A 16,046-nucleotide genomic window follows, 5' to 3' on the forward strand; every position below is an offset into this window, starting at 1 on the left:
CGGGCCCGCGGGGGGGGGGGGGGGCCCCGGCGGGGGTGGGCGGGGGGGGGGGGGGGGGCCGGCCCCGCGGGCCGCCCGCCCCGGACCACCCGCGCGACCGACCGCGCCTACGCCCCGGCGGGCTGCCGTACGTTCGCCCGCACCCAGTCGACGATGGAAGCCGTCGTCGCGCCGGGCGTGAAGATCTCCGCGACGCCCTTCTCCTTCAGCGGCGCGATGTCCGCCTCGGGGATGATCCCCCCGCCGAAGACGAGGATGTCCGCCGCGTCCCGCTCCTCGAGGAGGTCGATCACGGCGGCGAAGAGCGTGTTGTGCGCCCCGGAGAGGATGGACAGGCCGATCGCGTCGGCGTCCTCCTGGATCGCCGTGTCGACGATCTGCTCGGGGGTCTGGTGAAGCCCGGTGTAGATGACCTCCATACCGGCGTCGCGCAACGCCCGCGCGATCACCTTGGCGCCGCGATCGTGGCCGTCGAGCCCCGGCTTGGCCACCACTACGCGGATCGGACCGGCTGCCACACCCATCACTGCCTCCATGAAGCGACTACATCCATCCGTACCGATTCCCTGCGTACCGAGAGGTACCACCACACCGGCCGGGGAAGTGAACGAACGTTATCGCCAGCATCCCGCAACCGGCGGTTTTGCGGTGCGGACCGAGGGGGAAATCACACAGTGGGACACGTTCACCGCGTGCGGTTCCTTCTCCCCTCAGGGGGAACTCGGGGGGAACACGCGCACACGGGAGCCGCAACGAGGTCGCCGTACCACCGCGCCGCAGGCCGCGCGCCGCGGCGGTACGGCGCATCGGCACAGAGCGCCGGCCTCTGCCGCGACTGCCACGAGGGCACGGGGGACAGAGGCGTCCCCGGGGTGCCGACAGGAGGTCGGCCATGCAGGTCACACGGATGGTGGAGCCGCTTCTTCCGTACTGCCGGCGCCTGTGGCCGACCAGCCTGGCGGGGCTCTCCGTCACCCTCCTGAAGGCCACGGCGCTCGACCTGGCGATCCTCGCCGGCCACCTGCTGCTGTACCCCTCCGGCATCATCCAGGAGCGGCGCGGACCGGCCGTTCCCGCGCTGCCCGACGAGGGCGGCGCCGAGGATCCGGCACGGCTGCCCACCCGGGCCACGCCGCCGGTGGTCCTGTTGCACGGCTTCATCGACAACCGCTCGGTCTTCGTCCTGCTGCGCCGCAGCCTCGCCCAGCACGGCAGGCACCGGGTGGAGTCGCTCAACTACTCACCGCTCACCTGCGACATCCGCATAGCGGCCGAGCTGCTGGGCCGGCACATCGAGGAGATCTGCGAGCGCACCGGCAGCAGCCGGGTCGACGTCGTCGGGCACAGCCTCGGCGGACTGATCGCCCGTTATTACGTGCAGCGGCTGGGCGGCGACGCCCGCGTGCGGACGCTGGTCACCCTCGGCACCCCGCACGGGGGCACCCGGGTGGCTCCGCTGGCGAACGCGCACCCGATCGTGCGGCAGATGCGCCCCGGCTCGCAGGTCATCGAGGAACTGTCCCGGCCCGCGGCCGGCTGCCGCACGCGCTTCGTCAGCTTCTGGAGCGACCTCGACCACCTGATGGTGCCGCTGGAGGCGGCCCGCATCGATCACCCGGACCTGCTCGCCGAGAACGTCCAGGTGAGCGGCATCGGTCATCTCGCCCTGCCCGTGCACCCGGCCGTCGCGACCGGCATACGGCAGGCGCTCGACACCGACTGGACGCAAGCCGCCCGGTCCGCCGCGCAGAACGACGACCTGACGGTGGCCTGAGACGTCCCCGCGACGCTCCGAACGCCCCTGACAACCGCTCCCATATCGAACACTCTTCGAACATAGGGCCAAGGTCGCGTCCACCCTCCCCCGAAACAGGGCCGATTGCCCCTTTCACGCGAGCGTGAAACCTGCCGAAGATTGTCGCGCCCGCATACCGCCGGGTACAGTCGCCGCACTGCTCTGGCAGCCCCTGTTGTCGAGGCGAGAGAGAAGTTGGTGAACGATCGTCACCCGTCGGGGACCATGACCACCCCGGCCCCGGCTTCCGACGCCGACCCGGCGCACTACGCGTCGCACGACTCCCAGGAAGCCCAGTACGGCGACTTCACCGGCTACGACGCCTACGGCGACGGCGCCCACGCCACCGGCCACTTCGCGGCCGACCCCCTGTTCGGCGGCCTCCCGGACGACGGCGCCTCCACGGGCTCGTACGACTCCGGACAGTGGTCCACGGGCAGCCACCAGACCCTCGCCTACGACCCGTACGCGGCCCAGCACCACGCCGCTTACGACACGGGCGCCTACGACGCGACCGCGTGGACCACGGGTCAGCAGCACCTGGCGTCCATCCCGCACCAGGCGCCCGCGGTCGACGCCAGCGGGCAGTGGGACGCCGGAGCCTGGCTCCAGCCCGACCCGTCCGGCGGGCCCGCCGACCAGACCCAGCAGTGGGACTGGGGAGCACAGGCCTTCGACACCGGCGCCTACGACGCCACGCAGTGGAACACCGACGGCGCCCCCGGCCCCGACGAGTACGAGCAGCCGGCCGAGGTGCCCTTCGACCAGCAGCCCACCGCCACCTTCGAGCCGGGCGCCTTCGACCTGGCCGCCCACGACGAGTCCGCCGCCCACGAGGACCACCCCGAGGGCGAGGGCGAGTCGGCCGCCACCGGCGAACTGCCCGCCGTCTCCGCGCTCCCCCTCCTCGACGACCAGGAGGAGTCCGCTCCGGCCCCGGTCTCCCGTGCCGCGGCCCGCAACGCCGGCCGGTCCCGGCGCCGTACGCCCCCGAAGCGCTCCGCGCTGCTGACGGTGGCCGTGCCCTCGGCCTGCGTGATGGGCGTCGCCGGCATCGCCGCCGCCTCCGTCGGACCCCTGGCCGGCGGCGACGACAAGGACACGACGGCGACCGCCTCGGACGCGCAGGCGGTGAAGCCCTCGGCCGCCAACAACAAGCTGGACGCCCAGCTGCAGACCCTCACCGCCGAGGCCGACGACTTCGCCGACCGCGCCAGCCGGACGCAGGAACGCATCGACCTCAAGGCGCAGCAGGAAGCCGAGAAGAAGAAGGCGGCGGCGGAGGCGGCCCGCAAGGAGCGGCTGCGCCCCAAGTACGCCCTCCCGGTCGCCCAGCACGGACTCAGCGCCTACTACGGCCAGTCCGGCATCAACTGGATGTCCCAGCACACCGGCATCGACTTCCCGGTCTCCTACGGCGCCACGGTCATGGCCGCCACCGACGGCACCGTCCGCACCCAGTGGAACAGCGCCTACGGCAACATGATGATCGTGACGGCGAAGGACGGCACGGAGACCTGGTACTGCCACCTCTCCAGCTACCGGGTCTCCTCGGGGACGACGGTGAAGGCCGGCGACCCGATCGCGTACTCCGGGAACTCCGGCAACTCGACCGGCCCGCACCTGCACTTCGAGGTCCGTCCGGGCGGGGGCTCGTCGATCGACCCGCTGTCCTGGCTGCGCAGCCACGGCATCGACCCGACCTGATCCACCGGATTCCGTGTACCCCCTTTCCGCGTCCTGATCCACGCGCCGGGCCCCCGCCGTTCGGGCGGGGGCCCGGCGCGTGACCGGCCGGGAACGCGGGGCTAGAGCTTCTCCACCGGCGCGTACCGCAGCAGCAGCCGCTTGGGCTTGGTGTCGCCGAAGTCGATCGTCGCCTCGGCGTTGGCGCCGGTGCCCTTCACCGCCACGACCGTGCCCAGCCCGAACTGGTCGTGCGTGACGCGGTCGCCGACGGCCAGCGAGACGGCCGGCTTCTCGGCCGCGCCGCCCCGGCGCGTCGCGAAGCCGGAGGCGCCGGCGGCCGAGGACCGGGAGCGGGACGAGGACAGCGACGCCGCCACCCCCGAGACCGGACCCGAGGAGACGGGCGCGGTCGCCCCCGTCCGCTTCCAGTCCACATGCGTCGCCGGGATCTCCTCCAGGAACCGGGAGGGCGGGTTGTACGACGGCTGCCCCCACGCGCTGCGCATCGCGGACCGCGTCAGGTACAGCCGCTCCCGCGCGCGCGTGATGCCGACGTAGGCCAGGCGGCGTTCCTCCTCCAGCTCCTTGGTCTGGCCGAGGGCGCGCATGTGCGGGAAGACGCCGTCCTCCATGCCGGTCAGGAACACGACGGGGAACTCGAGGCCCTTGGCGGTGTGCAGGGTCATCAGGGTGATGACGCCGGATCCGTCCTCGTCCTCGTCGGGGATCTGGTCGGAGTCGGCGACCAGGGCCACCTGCTCGAGGAATTCGGCCAGCCCGACCGACTCGCCCTCACCGCGCTCCTGCTCGAACTCCAGGGCGACGGCGGCGAGTTCCTGGAGGTTCTCGATCCGGGTCTCGTCCTGCGGGTCGGTGGAGGCCTGCAACTCGGCGAGGTAGCCGGTGCGCTCGAGCACCGCTTCCAGGACCGTGGCCGGTCCCGCGCCCGACTCGACGATCGTGCGCAGTTCCTCCATCAGCGCGTTGAACCGCTTCACGGCGTTCGTGGAGCGCGCCGCCATGCCGTACGCCTCGTCGACGCGCTTGAGCGCCTGCGGGAAGCTGATCTTCTCCCGCTGGGACAGGGCGTCGATCATCGCCTCGGCGCGCTCGCCGATGCCGCGCTTGGGGACGTTGAGGATGCGGCGCAGCGGGACCGAGTCCTCCGGGTTGGCCAGGACCCGCAGGTAGGCCAGGACGTCCCGGACCTCCTTGCGCTCGTAGAAGCGGACGCCGCCGACGACCTTGTAGGGCAGGCCGACGCGGATGAAGACCTCTTCGAAGACACGGGACTGGGCGTTGGTCCGGTAGAAGACGGCGACGTCGCCGGCCTTGGCCTCGCCCGCGTCGGTGAGGCGGTCTATCTCGTCGGCGACGAACTGGGCCTCGTCGTGCTCGGTGTCGGCGACGTAGCCGGTGATGCGGGCGCCCGCGCCCGCGTTGGTCCACAGGTTCTTGGGACGGCGGGACTCGTTGCGCTCGATGACCGCGTTGGCCGCGGAGAGGATCGTCTGCGTCGAGCGGTAGTTCTGCTCCAGCAGGATCGTCGTCGCGTCCGGGTAGTCCTCCTCGAACTGGAGGATGTTGCGGATGGTCGCGCCGCGGAAGGCGTAGATCGACTGGTCGGCGTCACCCACGACGCAGAGCTCGGCCGGCGGGACGTCGTCGGCGCCGGGCGGTGCGTCGGCGGGACGCTCGAAGGTGCCGACGAGCTCGCGGACGAGGGCGTACTGGGCGTGGTTGGTGTCCTGGTACTCGTCGACCAGGACGTGCCGGAAGCGGCGGCGGTAGTGCTCGGCGACGTCGGGGAACGCCCGGAGCAGGTTGACCGTCGTCATGATCAGGTCGTCGAAGTCCAGCGCGTTCGCCTCGCGCAGCCGGGACTGGTACATCGCGTAGGCCTGGGCGAGGGTCTTCTCGAAGCCGTCGGCGGCCCGGGCGGCGAAGTCCTCCTCGTCGATCAGCTCGTTCTTCAGGTTGCTGATCTTGGCGCTGAAGGACTTCGGCGGGAAGCGCTTCGGGTCGAGGTCCAGGTCGCGGCAGACCAGGGCCATCAGGCGCTTGGAGTCGGCGGCGTCGTAGATCGAGAAGGACGAGGTGAAGCCGAGCCTCTTGGACTCGCGGCGCAGGATCCGCACGCACGCGCTGTGGAAGGTCATCACCCACATCGCGTTCGCCCGCGGGCCGACGAGCTGCTCGACGCGCTCCTTCATCTCGCCCGCGGCCTTGTTGGTGAAGGTGATCGCGAGGATCTGGCCCGGGTGGACGTGGCGCTCGGCGAGCAGGTGGGCGATGCGGTGGGTGAGCACGCGCGTCTTGCCGGAGCCGGCGCCGGCGACGATGAGCAGCGGGGTGCCGGAGTGGACGACGGCGGCGCGCTGGTTGTCGTTGAGCCCTTCCAGGAGCGCGGCCGCGTCGATCACCGGGCGCGGGGCGCCGTCGCGGTAGTACGCGTCCCTGTCCGGCGGCACGTCGAACTTCCCGCCGAACAGATCGTCCGGAAGCGGCTCCGGAGCGTGATCGTCGTCGGGCGGCGGCGGTTCCTCCTCGTGGCCGCGAGGGGCCTGGAGGTCCGCCAGGAAGCTGTCGTCAAAGAGGCTGCTCATCGCTCTCCGAGTCTAGGGTGCCCCACCGACAACCCGCGGCGGTCCCGAAAACATCCCGGTCTCCGGAAGCGGTCCGGGAGCGGGCGGACGGCCGGAGAGGCCCCCGAGGGCGCCTCCGGGGCCCGGAGGCGCCCTCGGGGCCTCTCCCGGAGCCTGTGCGGCCTCTGCGGCCCTCCAGGAGCCTTCGGGGTCCTCCGGAGGCTCCGGGGCCCTCCGGGCGCCCCGGGCGGTTTCCCGCCCCCGGTACGAGCCGTCACGATGCGTGACCGAAGGTCCGGCACGCGCGGGCGCCGACCACAGCCGAAAGGGGGCCCGGGCCCGAAGCGGCGGGCGTCACCACCCGGGAACACATACGGACATATCCCCGCCCAACGCCACAGAGCGTTGAGCGGGCGCGAACCCCTGACCGAAGGTCACGAAAATGTATCGGGCATATCACCCATCAACCTTCACAGGGACCACACGAGTTGGCTACCGTGCCGGGCAGGCCGTACGACCCCCACCGGCGAACCTCGCCGGGCCGCGCGGCCTCCGCCGAGTCCGGCGCGCCCCCTCGCGGCAGCCGGAGCCGGGGACCCACCGAGAACCCGGGGTGAATCGGCCCGACTCCCCTCCCGGGGAGAGGCCGTAGGGCAACCCTTCCGAACCACCCGCCCGAACCCGACAGCTAACCCGGTAGGCGGACGATGGAAGGAGTCGCCTCCCTTGGCGTCGCAGCACCGCAAGCCGCGCCCCGCGGGCACGCGCGTGGCAGGCATACGCAGACCCGCCCTCGCCACCGCCGCCCTCACCTCGGTGGCCCTGCTCTCCCAGACGGCCAACGCCGCGCCCTCGACCGACGACAAGCCCAGCCTGGAGGAGGTCGAGAAGAAGGTCGACGACCTCTACCGCCAGGCGGAGTCGGCGACCGAGAAGTACAACGCCGCCAAGGAGAAGACGACCAAGCAGCGCAAGCGCGTCGACTCCCTCCTCGACGACGTGGCCCAGCGCGCCCAGGAGCTCAACGAAGCACGGGAGCAGCTGGGTTCCTTCGCCGCCGCGCAGTACCGCACCGGCGCCTCCGCCCCCGAGACAGCGACCTTCCTGCTCGCGGACACCCCGCAGGACTACTTCGACCAGACGCAGCTGATGGGCCGGCTGACCGAACGCCAGAAGAGCGCGGTCGACGACTACGTCACCCAGCAGTCGCAGACCATGAAGAAGCGTCAGGAGGCCTCGCAGAGCCTCGAGACGCTCACCGACTCGCAGAACGACCTCAGGACCGCCAAGGCCACCGTCCAGAAGAAGCTCAGCACCGCACGCGCGCTGCTGTCCCAGCTGACGGCGGAGGAGAAGGCGCGGCTCGCCGCGATCGAGAAGCGGAAGCAGCAGGAGGCCGCCCGCAAGGCGGCGGAACTGGCACAGCAGCAGGCAGCCGAGGCGGCGGCCGCCCAGCAGGGGAGCGACGGCTCGTCGGCCACGGGCGGTTCGCCGGGCACGGACACGTCCTCGTCGTCGCCCTCGTCGCCCTCGTCCTCCGACGCCTCGTACGCCACCAAGGCCGAGAAGGCGCTCGCCTTCGCGCGCGCCCAGATCGGCAAGCCCTACGTCTGGGGCGCCACGGGCCCCGAGTCGTACGACTGCTCCGGTCTCACCCAGGCCGCCTGGAAGGCCGCCGGCGTCACCCTTCCGCGCACCACGTACGACCAGGTCGACGCGGGCACCACCGTCTCCCTCGCCGACGCCCTGCCGGGCGACCTGATCTTCTTCTACGACGACGTCACCCACGTGGGCGTCTACATCGGCAACGGCATGATGATCCACGCCCCGAAGCCGGGGGCGTACGTCCGCGAGGAGTCGGTGTACTACGACGGCGAGTCGTCGATCCACAGCGTGGTGCGGCCGGCCTGAGCGGCCGCCCGGCGGGCCGGGGACCGCCCGAGCGGGGCCCCGGTCGTCACGGGGCACGCGCGCGTGGAGGCACGTTTCGCGGCCGGGCCTTCCCGCCCGGGCGAGGGCCGGGGCACGGAGGAGGCGGAGACGGGGGCTCGCGCCACAGCCGCGCGTCCCCGCTCCGTGTCCTGCGCCCGCGCGTATTTCCTCGTCCCCGCGCGCGTGCCCCCGCGCGAGCCGCCCGGCGCTCCTTAGCATCGGCCGCATGCCCCGCTCTTCCTCCCTTCGCGCCCGGTGGGCGCGGCGTCCGCCGGCGGCCGGGGCCGCTGCGATGGCGACCGGCGTCCTGTCTCTCGGCCTGCACCTGACGGGGTACGAGGTGCTCTCCGGGATCGCCCTCGCGCTGACGGCCGCCGCCTGGGTGGCGCCGGCGGCGGGCTTCGTCCTGCGCCTGCTGTGGGAGCCCGCGCGATGGCGGGGCGAGGCGGCCACGCCGGTGGGGCTCACGGCCGTCGCGGCGACCACCGTGCTCGGCACGCGGGTCTCCGCGCTCGGCCGGCACCCGCTCGCCGAGGCGCTGCTGGCGCTGGCCGCCGTGCTGTGGCCGGTGCCGACGGCGAGCGTGCTGCGGCACTGGGAGCGGCGCATGCCCGGGTCGGTGTTCCTGTGCTGTGTGGCCACCCAGGGACTCTCCGTGCTGTGCGCCGTCCTCGCCCGCGCCGAGGCGGCGGCCTGGCTCGCGCACACCGCACTCGCGCTGTTCTGGCTCGGCCTGGTGCTCTACGTCGTCGCGCTGGCCCGTTTCGACCCGCGGCAGGTGGCCCGGGGCGCCGGGGACCACTGGGTGGCGGGCGGTGCGCTCGCCATCTCGGCCGTGGCGGGCGCGATGCTCCTGGGGGCCGAGGGCGGCGGCCTGTACCTGTGGAACGACGACGACACCGACGCGCTGCGCACGATGACCGTCGGCCTGATGATCCTCGACCTGACCTGCTACGTCGTCCTGCTGTTCGCCGAGGCGCGGTGGCCGCGGCCGCGCTATGACGCGCGCCGCTGGTCGACCGTGTTCCCGATGGGCATGACGGCGGTGGCGATGCTGTCCGTCGCCACCGCCGTGGACGTCCCGTGGTTGAGCCGCCCCGGGGAGGTGCTGCTGTGGATCGCGGTGGCCGCCTGGCTGGCCGTCGCCGCGGGGGCGCTCCTGGCCGCTCGCGCGTCCGTCAGGTCCAGAGCACCGCGATGAAAACGTTGGCCACGGTCAACAGGCCGACCAGGCCGAAGAGGGGCTTCTCCACCTTCTCGTCGTCCCGCTTCACGTAGACGAGTCCGAGGATCACGATCAGCAGGGCCAGCTTCACGCCGATCTTGATGTTGTCGACCTGCTGGTCGTCCGCCTGGTTGAGGCCCACCAGGATCACGCCGGTGACCAGCATGGTCAGGGCGCCGTGCAGCATCGCCGGGACGAAGCGGGCCGTGCCCCGGCCCATCGCCTTCATCTGCGTGAGGAAGCCGCCCAGCAGCGCGGCGATGCCGATGATGTGCAGGCCGACGAAAAGATGGATGAGTACGTCCATGAGGCCGGATGCTAGCCAGCCGGGCCGGTCCCGCCCGACACCGGCCCACCCCCGTGACGGCACCGAGGGCATCGAGGGCACGGGCGTACGGCGGGCATCGCGGCAGGAGGGGGCTCGGCGCGCGCGTGCACCCCTCGGGGCAGTGCATATATGCGACCCATAGCACCCGGGCGTCCGGATGTGACCCGAATCCACCGCATCGGTCAACGCGCCGTCCGAAGCCGACGCCTGCGGACCGGATCGCCGGACACAACCGGTCACCCGGCAACCCCCTCGGGTCACTTCCGCACATTCCGTTACCGACCCGACACCGACGGGCCTAGCGTCCTCCCCCAGGTGACCGGCTCCCCACCGCCGCCCGGACCAGGGGCGGCAGTCGGCCACCACCGCCGAGAAGTCCGGCGGCGTCCCGCTCCCGTGTGCGGGCCGCCGCCGGACGCGTCAGCCGCGCCCCGCGGCCGTACGTCCGTCCGCTCCCCCGGCGGGCACGGGCCCACCCGGGCCCGGCCCTCCGACGGCCGTACCGACGAGGCGGTCGTACGAAAGGACGTGCAGTCCACGTGGCAGCGCACCGCAAGCCCCGACAGCGCTCGCTGGGCGGCCGTACCGTCCGCACGGCGGCCACGATCGCCCTCGCCGGAGCGGCGGGCGCGGCGGGCTTCGACGGAACCGGCCACGCCGCGCCCGACCCCACACCGGCGCAGGTGAAGGCCAAGGTGGACAAGCTGTACCAGGAGGCGGAGGCCGCCACCGAGAAGTACAACGGCGCCCAGGAGAAGGCGACGGCCGCCGAACAGCGTCTGAAGTCCCTGCGGGACGAGGCCGCCCGCAAGGAGGCACGGCTCAACTCGGCCCGCGAGGAACTGGGTTCCATGGCGGCCGCGCAGTACCGCAGCGGCGGACTCGCCCCCGCGATGCAGTTGGCGCTCTCCGACGACCCCGACCAGTACCTGGACGGCGCCGCCTTCGCCGAACGCGCCGGCGACCGGCAGTCCGCCGCCGTCACCCGCGTCCGCAGGCAACTCCGCGAGATCGAGCAGCTGCGGGGCGCCGCCCGCCTGGAACTGACCTCCCTCGCGGCACGCCGGGCGGAGCTGAAGCGGCACAAGGAGACCATCACCGGCAAGCTGGACGCCGCACGCCGTCTGCTGTCCCGGCTGACGGCCGCGGAACGCGCCCGGATCCAGGGGGACACCGGCGGAGACGGCGCCCGCGCCTCGCGCGCCTCGGCGGGCGGCCGCGACGACCTCCCCGTCCCCGGCTCCGCGGCCGCCTCCGACGCGCGTGCGGCGGCCGCCGTCTCCTACGCCTACTCCAAGCTCGGCAGCCCCTACGTGTGGGGCGCGACCGGCCCGGACGCCTTCGACTGCTCGGGCCTGGTCCTCGCCGCCTACCGCTCCGCCGGCGTCTCCCTGCCGCGCACGACCTACTCGCAGATCGACGCCGGCCGGCGGGTGTCCCGCTCCGAACTCCTCCCGGGAGACCTGGTGTTCTTCTACTCCGGCATCACCCACGTGGGCCTCTACATCGGCGGGGGCAGGATGATCCACGCCCCGAACCCGTCGGCCCCGGTACGCGTGGCGCCACTGGACGAGATGCCGTACGCGGGAGCGACACGGGTGGTGTGACGGCAGCCCCGGCAGGGCAACCGGAGCAGGGCACGGGGCCGTTGACGCGGTAGGTTCGGCGCGCGCGGCAACGGACCGCCGCGCACTCCGTCGTCACGCACGCACCCCGCCTGCCCGAGAGAGCCCCGATGCCCGGCGCCACGCTGCCCCCTCCCCCTCCCCCGCCGCACATCCGCACCTGGCCGGACCGGTCGGCGCTCCTGGCCGACCGGGCGCGGGCGCTGGAGGAGCTCCGCCGGCGCAGCCTCGGCGTGCACCGGGTGCTGCTGCTGTGGCTGCTGGCGCTCGCGGCGATCATCGGCTGGTCGCTGCTGGTCCTGCCCGTGCAGCAGTTCGAGGAGAGGGACCCCACGGGCTTCCTCCTCGGCCCGGTCTTCGCGCTCCTCGGCCTCGCCGCCCTCACCCCGTCCGTCGTCGCCGTCGCCCTCGCCGTCCGCCGCGAGCACCAGATGGGGCAACTGCTCGACGACTGGCTCGCCCTGGACAGCGACCCCCTCCACGACGCCCGCCTGCGCTCCCCCGGCCTCAGCCTCTTCTGGCTGCTGTCCTCCCTCGGCGTCGCCGCGATCGGCCTGTGGGCGTCCTTCGCGACCGCCGCCGGCGCGCACGCGGCCGGGTCGACGTACGCCGACATCGCCCTCGGCATGGGGACCGGCACGATCCTGTGGCTGACCGGCCTGATCGGCGTGGTGAAGGCGGTACGGCACTACCGGTGGGCCCTGCGGGTGCCCGGACGCGGATCGCCGGCGGCGGACCGCGGGTGAGCCGCCGGCCTCCCGCGGCCGGACGTCAGCGACCCGCGTCCGGAGTCACACCAGCCGCCGTGCCGTCGCCCACCGCGTCAGCTCGTGCCGGTTGGACAACTGAAGCTTCCGCAGCACCGCCGAGACGTGCGACTCGACCGTCTTCACGGAGATGAAGAGCTGCTTGGCGATCTCCTTGTAGGCGTAGCCGCGGGCGATGAGGCGCAGCACCTCGCGCTCGCGCTGGGTGAGCCGGTCGAGGTCCTCGTCGACCGGCGCGGCGTCGGTGGAGGCGAACGCGTCGAGGACGAAGCCGGCGAGGCGGGGCGAGAACACGGCGTCGCCCTCCTGCACGCGGAAGACGGAGTCGACCAGATCGGCGCCGGTGATCGTCTTGGTGACGTAGCCCCGGGCACCGCCGCGGATCACCCCGATCACGTCCTCCGCCGCGTCCGACACGGACAGGGCGAGGAAGCGCACGGGCTGCTCGGCGTCGGCCATCAACGCGGCGCAGCGGCGCAGCACTTCGACGCCGCCGCCACCCGGCAGGTGCACATCGAGCAGGACGACCTCGGGCCGCGTCGCGGTGATGACCGTGACCGCCTGGTCGACGTCCGCGGCCTCGCCGACCACCTCGACGCCGGTCTCCTCGGTCCGGCCGATCTCGGCCTGCACACCTGTGCGGAACATCCGGTGGTCGTCGACGAGGACCACGCGCACACGGCGTCCGCCCGTGCCGCCGCCGGGGGCCTTCGCCGGCTCGGCCGCTCCGGCCGCTCCCGCCGTTCCGTTCGCCTCGGTCGGGTCGCTCATGACGTCTTCTCCGCCCTCTCCATCTCCAGCTCGACCTCCGTGCCGCCGTCCGGCACGGCCCGCAGCCGCGCCGTGCCGCCGTTGCGTTCCATGCGGCCGATGATCGATTCTCTGACGCCCATGCGGTCGGCCGGTATCGAGTCGAGGTCGAACCCGGGGCCGCGGTCCCGGACCGACACGAAGACCGTCCTTCCCTCCACTTCGGCGTAGACCTGCACGGCGCCGCCCTCGCCACCGTACTTGGCGGCGTTCACCATCGCTTCGCGTGCGGCCTGCATCTGCGCGGCCGTCCGCTCGTCGAGCGGGCAGTCGCCGACGACCACGACCTCGATGGGGACGCCGTGCTTGTCCTCGACCTCCGCGGCGTTGCGCCGGACCGCGTCGGCCAGGGTGGCCGGTTCGTCGGCCTCGTCCTTGCCGGTGCCCTCCGGCTTGTACAGCCAGGTGCGCAGGTCGCGCTCCTGGGCGCGGGCGAGGCGGCGCACCTCGTTCGCGTTCTCCGCGTTGCGCTGGATCAAGGTGAGGGTGTGCAGCACCGAGTCGTGCACGTGGGCGGCGACCTCCGCGCGCTCCTGGGCCCGGATGCGCATCAGCCGTTCCTCGGAGAGGTCCTGCGTCATACGGACGAGATACGGTCCCGCGAGCAGCGTGATGCCGACGAGGACGGCGAGGGCGGCCTGGAGCACCGAGCCCAGGTGGGCGGCGGAGCCCTGCAGGACGAAGATGCCGGAGACGCCGGCGGTGACCAGCAGGACACCGGCGCCCGCGCGCAGCAGCGTGAGCGTACGGCGTCTGCGGCCGACCTCGACCCAGCGGGCCCGGCGGGCGTTGTCCGCCTGGCGCCAGACGAGGGCGACGCCCGCGCCGACGAGAACGGCGGGGATCAGGTACGCCTTGGCGCCGCTGCCCAGATTCACGTTGCCCACGAAGACCGTGGCCACGACGACCATGAGGAGCAGGGCGACGATCTGGCCCTTGTCCGGCTTGCGGGGCACGAGTCTGCGCCGGCCGTCGGGCGCGATCTCGGTGGCGACGGGAGAGGGGGGCTTCTGGCCGCCGACACCGAGCGGCACGAAGAACCAGAAGGCCGCGTAGAGCAGGGCGCCGAGGCCGTCCGCCATGAACAGACCGACGAAGACGAGCCGCACCCACACGACGGGCAGCCCGAGATGCCCGGCGAGCCCCCGCGCCACACCACCCAGCCAGCGACCGTCGCTGCTGCGGTAGAGCTTGCGCGGCGGCCGCGGTTCGACGAGTGGCGCTGCTGCGGCTTCCGGCATGTCATCGATGGTCACACGGCCGCCGGGCCGGGACATCAGGGTTTGCCCCCGAGACGCCCCTGATCTTCGACGTCCTCGCACGGCGAACGTCTCCCGGGCGGCGGCTCAGGGCCGATATCAGGGTCCGACCAGGGTCGTTCCGACTGCCGTCGGAGCGGCTCGCCCGCCACCATGGACCCATGACAGATCACCAGCACGCCGCGGACGCCGTGCCCGACGGGGACACCGCGCCCGACGCGGCCACCCCGTCCCCCGGCGCCCCCGGCGCCGCGGGTGAGGAACCGCGCGCGCACGAGCGGGCGGACGCACACGGGGAACGCGGGGAACACGGCGAGCCGGGTGCGCCCGGAGAACAGGGCGCGCCCGAGGGACAGGGCAAGGCCGGAGGGGCGGACGTGACCGAGGAGCCAACCACTGCCGGCGCCGGCACCATGCCCGGCCCCACGCCCAGGACCGGCTCCCGCGCCGGCGCCGGCACCGGCAGCCATGCGGACACCGGCCGGTCCGACCCGTCCGGGGACACCGGCGCCGACGTCGGCCCGCCGCACAGGTTCCGCCGCGACCGCGAGCACAAGATGCTGGCCGGCGTGTGCGCGGGGCTCGGGCGGCAGTGCGACATGGATCCGGTCGTCTTCCGGATCACCCTGGCCGTGCTCTCCGCGACCGGCGGCCTCGGTCTGATCTTCTACGGCTTCGCCTGGCTCTTCGTCCCGTTCTCCGACGACGGGGAGAACGAGGTGCGCAGGCTGCTGACCGGCCGCGTCGACGGACAGGCCCTCGCCGCCGTGCTGTTCGCGCTGGTCGGCTGCGGGGTGTTCCTGTCGATGCTGAACAACGGCGGTGTGCTGACCTTCGCCGTCGTCCTCTCCCTCCTCCTGGCCGGCGCCGGGTACTGGTCCAGACACCGGGACGCCTCCGACGCCGACCCGCTCGCCGCCCAGGCCGTCGCCGACGCACCACCCGAGGCCCAGGCGCCGCCGGTCCCGGCCGCCTACCCCTCCTGGTGGCGCGACCCCATCGTCAAGGACGGCACGCACCACGGCGGGACGGGCTATCTGTGGGGCCCCCAGGACTCCCGCCCCGACATCAACTCCCTCATCGACGTACGCCTCACCGGCCACAGGAGCACCCGCGACGGCATACGCGCCGTCCACGGGCCGGCCGCCGAGCCGCGTGGCCCCCGCTGGATCGGCGGCTGGCTGTTCCTGCTCGCGGTGCTCGCGGGCGGCGGCGCCACCCGGATCGCCTGGGACGAACACCCGCTGGGCACCAGTCTCCAGGCCGGCCTGGCCGCCGCTCTGATCGTGCTGGGCGTGGGCATCGCGGTGAGCTCCTTCCTGGGGCGTACGGGCGCGGGCTCGGTGCTGTTGGCGATCGTCACGGCAGGCCTGCTGGCCGGCTCGGCCGCGCTGCCCGAGAACCTCACCACGCACTGGGCCACCACCACCTGGCGGCCCACGACGGTGGCGGACGTCCGCGAGGGCTACGACCTCGGCACCGGCGAGGGCACCCTGGACCTCTCCCGGCTGCGGCCGGCCGAGGGGCGGACGGTGAGCACCGACGCCGAGGTGGGGCTCGGCCGACTGCGGGTGATCGTGCCACCGGACGTGACGGTGAAGGTGACCATCGACGTGGGCCTGGGCGACATCCAGTTGCCGGGTGAGGACCAGAAGGACGTCGACGTGCAGCCGGGCCAGTACAAGGAGGTGACCCTGCCGCCGGTGTCGGGCGGCGAGGACACCGGGACGATCGACCTCGACCTCCAGGTCGGGGCGGGACAGGTGGAGGTGGCCCGTGCTGCGTCATGAGTTCCGTCCGGGCCGGCTGGTGGCCGGTGCGGCCTTCGCCCTCGCGGGCGTCGTCTACGCCGGTGCCGCGGGCGGCCTCTGGGAGACGCCGTGGTTCGCCCTGATCCCGATGATCGTGGGCGGCCTCTGCCTGGCGGGGGCGACGGGAGCACTGGCCCGGCTCGTGCGCGGACGGCGACGGCCGCACCGGGGCACTCCCGCCGCACCGGGTGCGGACACGGCGACCTGACCGGGGGCCCGA

13 protein-coding genes and 1 riboswitch are annotated in these 16,046 nt (G+C 73.2%); of the genes, 8 read left to right on the forward strand and 5 right to left on the reverse strand.

Features of this window, described 5'->3' with window-relative positions:
• Positions 1-107: 107 nt before the first annotated feature.
• On the reverse strand, positions 108-524 hold the full coding sequence (locus ACH4F6_RS33590; RefSeq protein ID WP_397964149.1) for a cobalamin B12-binding domain-containing protein: 417 nt from the start codon (positions 522-524) through the stop codon (positions 108-110).
• A 368-nt stretch (positions 525-892) separates the two neighbouring features.
• On the opposite strand from ACH4F6_RS33590, the gene ACH4F6_RS33595 reads away from it, so the two are divergent.
• Positions 893-1,774 carry an esterase/lipase family protein gene (locus tag ACH4F6_RS33595; RefSeq protein WP_397964150.1) on the forward strand — a complete coding sequence of 294 codons (882 nt, stop codon included), beginning with the start codon at positions 893-895 and terminating at the stop codon, positions 1,772-1,774.
• Positions 1,775-1,993: 219 nt separating this feature from the next.
• Entirely contained in the window at positions 1,994-3,502 is a 1,509-nt protein-coding gene (locus ACH4F6_RS33600) for a peptidoglycan DD-metalloendopeptidase family protein (RefSeq protein WP_397964151.1), read from the forward strand.
• A 101-nt stretch (positions 3,503-3,603) separates the two neighbouring features.
• Here ACH4F6_RS33600 and pcrA read toward each other — a convergent pair whose 3' ends face one another.
• Complete coding sequence (pcrA, locus tag ACH4F6_RS33605; protein WP_397964152.1) at positions 3,604-6,090, reverse strand: DNA helicase PcrA; 2,487 nt, start codon at positions 6,088-6,090, stop codon at positions 3,604-3,606.
• A gap of 536 nt (positions 6,091-6,626) precedes the next feature.
• A riboswitch (cyclic di-AMP (ydaO/yuaA leader) is annotated at positions 6,627-6,788 on the forward strand.
• Between the two features lie 7 nt (positions 6,789-6,795).
• Between pcrA and ACH4F6_RS33610 the strand changes: the two genes are divergently transcribed.
• Together ACH4F6_RS33610 and ACH4F6_RS33615 are read left to right on the forward strand one after the other, a co-directional pair.
• Positions 6,796-7,980, forward strand: coding sequence for an NlpC/P60 family protein (locus tag ACH4F6_RS33610; protein ID WP_397964153.1), 1,185 nt, complete (start codon positions 6,796-6,798; stop codon positions 7,978-7,980).
• A 247-nt stretch (positions 7,981-8,227) separates the two neighbouring features.
• Positions 8,228-9,202 (forward strand): tellurite resistance/C4-dicarboxylate transporter family protein, encoded by a 975-nt coding sequence (locus ACH4F6_RS33615; RefSeq protein WP_397964154.1) that lies wholly within the window; start codon positions 8,228-8,230, stop codon positions 9,200-9,202.
• Here ACH4F6_RS33615 and ACH4F6_RS33620 read toward each other — a convergent pair.
• A complete protein-coding gene (locus ACH4F6_RS33620; protein WP_397964155.1) occupies positions 9,180-9,533 on the reverse strand; it encodes a hypothetical protein in 354 nt (117 codons plus the stop codon). The genes ACH4F6_RS33615 and ACH4F6_RS33620 overlap by 23 nt on opposite strands.
• Before the next feature lie 560 nt (positions 9,534-10,093).
• Between ACH4F6_RS33620 and ACH4F6_RS33625 the strand changes: the two genes are divergently transcribed.
• Entirely contained in the window at positions 10,094-11,161 is a 1,068-nt protein-coding gene (locus tag ACH4F6_RS33625) for an NlpC/P60 family protein (RefSeq protein WP_397964156.1), read from the forward strand.
• Between the two features lie 128 nt (positions 11,162-11,289).
• On the forward strand, positions 11,290-11,925 hold the full coding sequence (locus tag ACH4F6_RS33630) for a hypothetical protein (RefSeq protein ID WP_397964157.1): 636 nt from the start codon (positions 11,290-11,292) through the stop codon (positions 11,923-11,925).
• Between the two features lie 45 nt (positions 11,926-11,970).
• Here the strand turns inward: ACH4F6_RS33630 and ACH4F6_RS33635 are convergent, their stop codons facing one another.
• Together ACH4F6_RS33635 and ACH4F6_RS33640 are read right to left on the reverse strand one after the other, a co-directional pair.
• Positions 11,971-12,717, reverse strand: a complete 747-nt coding sequence (locus ACH4F6_RS33635; protein WP_397964158.1) for a LuxR C-terminal-related transcriptional regulator — start codon at positions 12,715-12,717, stop codon at positions 11,971-11,973.
• The gene (locus ACH4F6_RS33640; protein WP_397964159.1) at positions 12,714-13,997 is read right to left on the reverse strand and encodes a PspC domain-containing protein; all 1,284 of its coding nucleotides are present in this window, start codon (positions 13,995-13,997) and stop codon (positions 12,714-12,716) included. Before ACH4F6_RS33640 ends, ACH4F6_RS33635 begins: the two co-directional genes overlap by 4 nt.
• 179 nt (positions 13,998-14,176) lie before the next feature.
• On the opposite strand from ACH4F6_RS33640, the gene ACH4F6_RS33645 reads away from it, so the two are divergent.
• Both ACH4F6_RS33645 and ACH4F6_RS33650 read left to right on the forward strand, forming a co-directional pair.
• Positions 14,177-15,805: a PspC domain-containing protein gene (locus ACH4F6_RS33645; protein WP_397964160.1), complete on the forward strand. Its 1,629-nt coding sequence runs from the start codon at positions 14,177-14,179 to the stop codon at positions 15,803-15,805.
• Positions 15,792-16,034 carry a hypothetical protein gene (locus ACH4F6_RS33650; RefSeq protein WP_397964161.1) on the forward strand — a complete coding sequence of 81 codons (243 nt, stop codon included), beginning with the start codon at positions 15,792-15,794 and terminating at the stop codon, positions 16,032-16,034. Before ACH4F6_RS33645 ends, ACH4F6_RS33650 begins: the two co-directional genes overlap by 14 nt.
• Positions 16,035-16,046: the final 12 nt, after the last annotated feature.

Origin of the sequence: Streptomyces sp. NPDC017936 (assembly GCF_044328485.1) — a bacterium.
Lineage (GTDB): Bacteria > Actinomycetota > Actinomycetes > Streptomycetales > Streptomycetaceae > Streptomyces.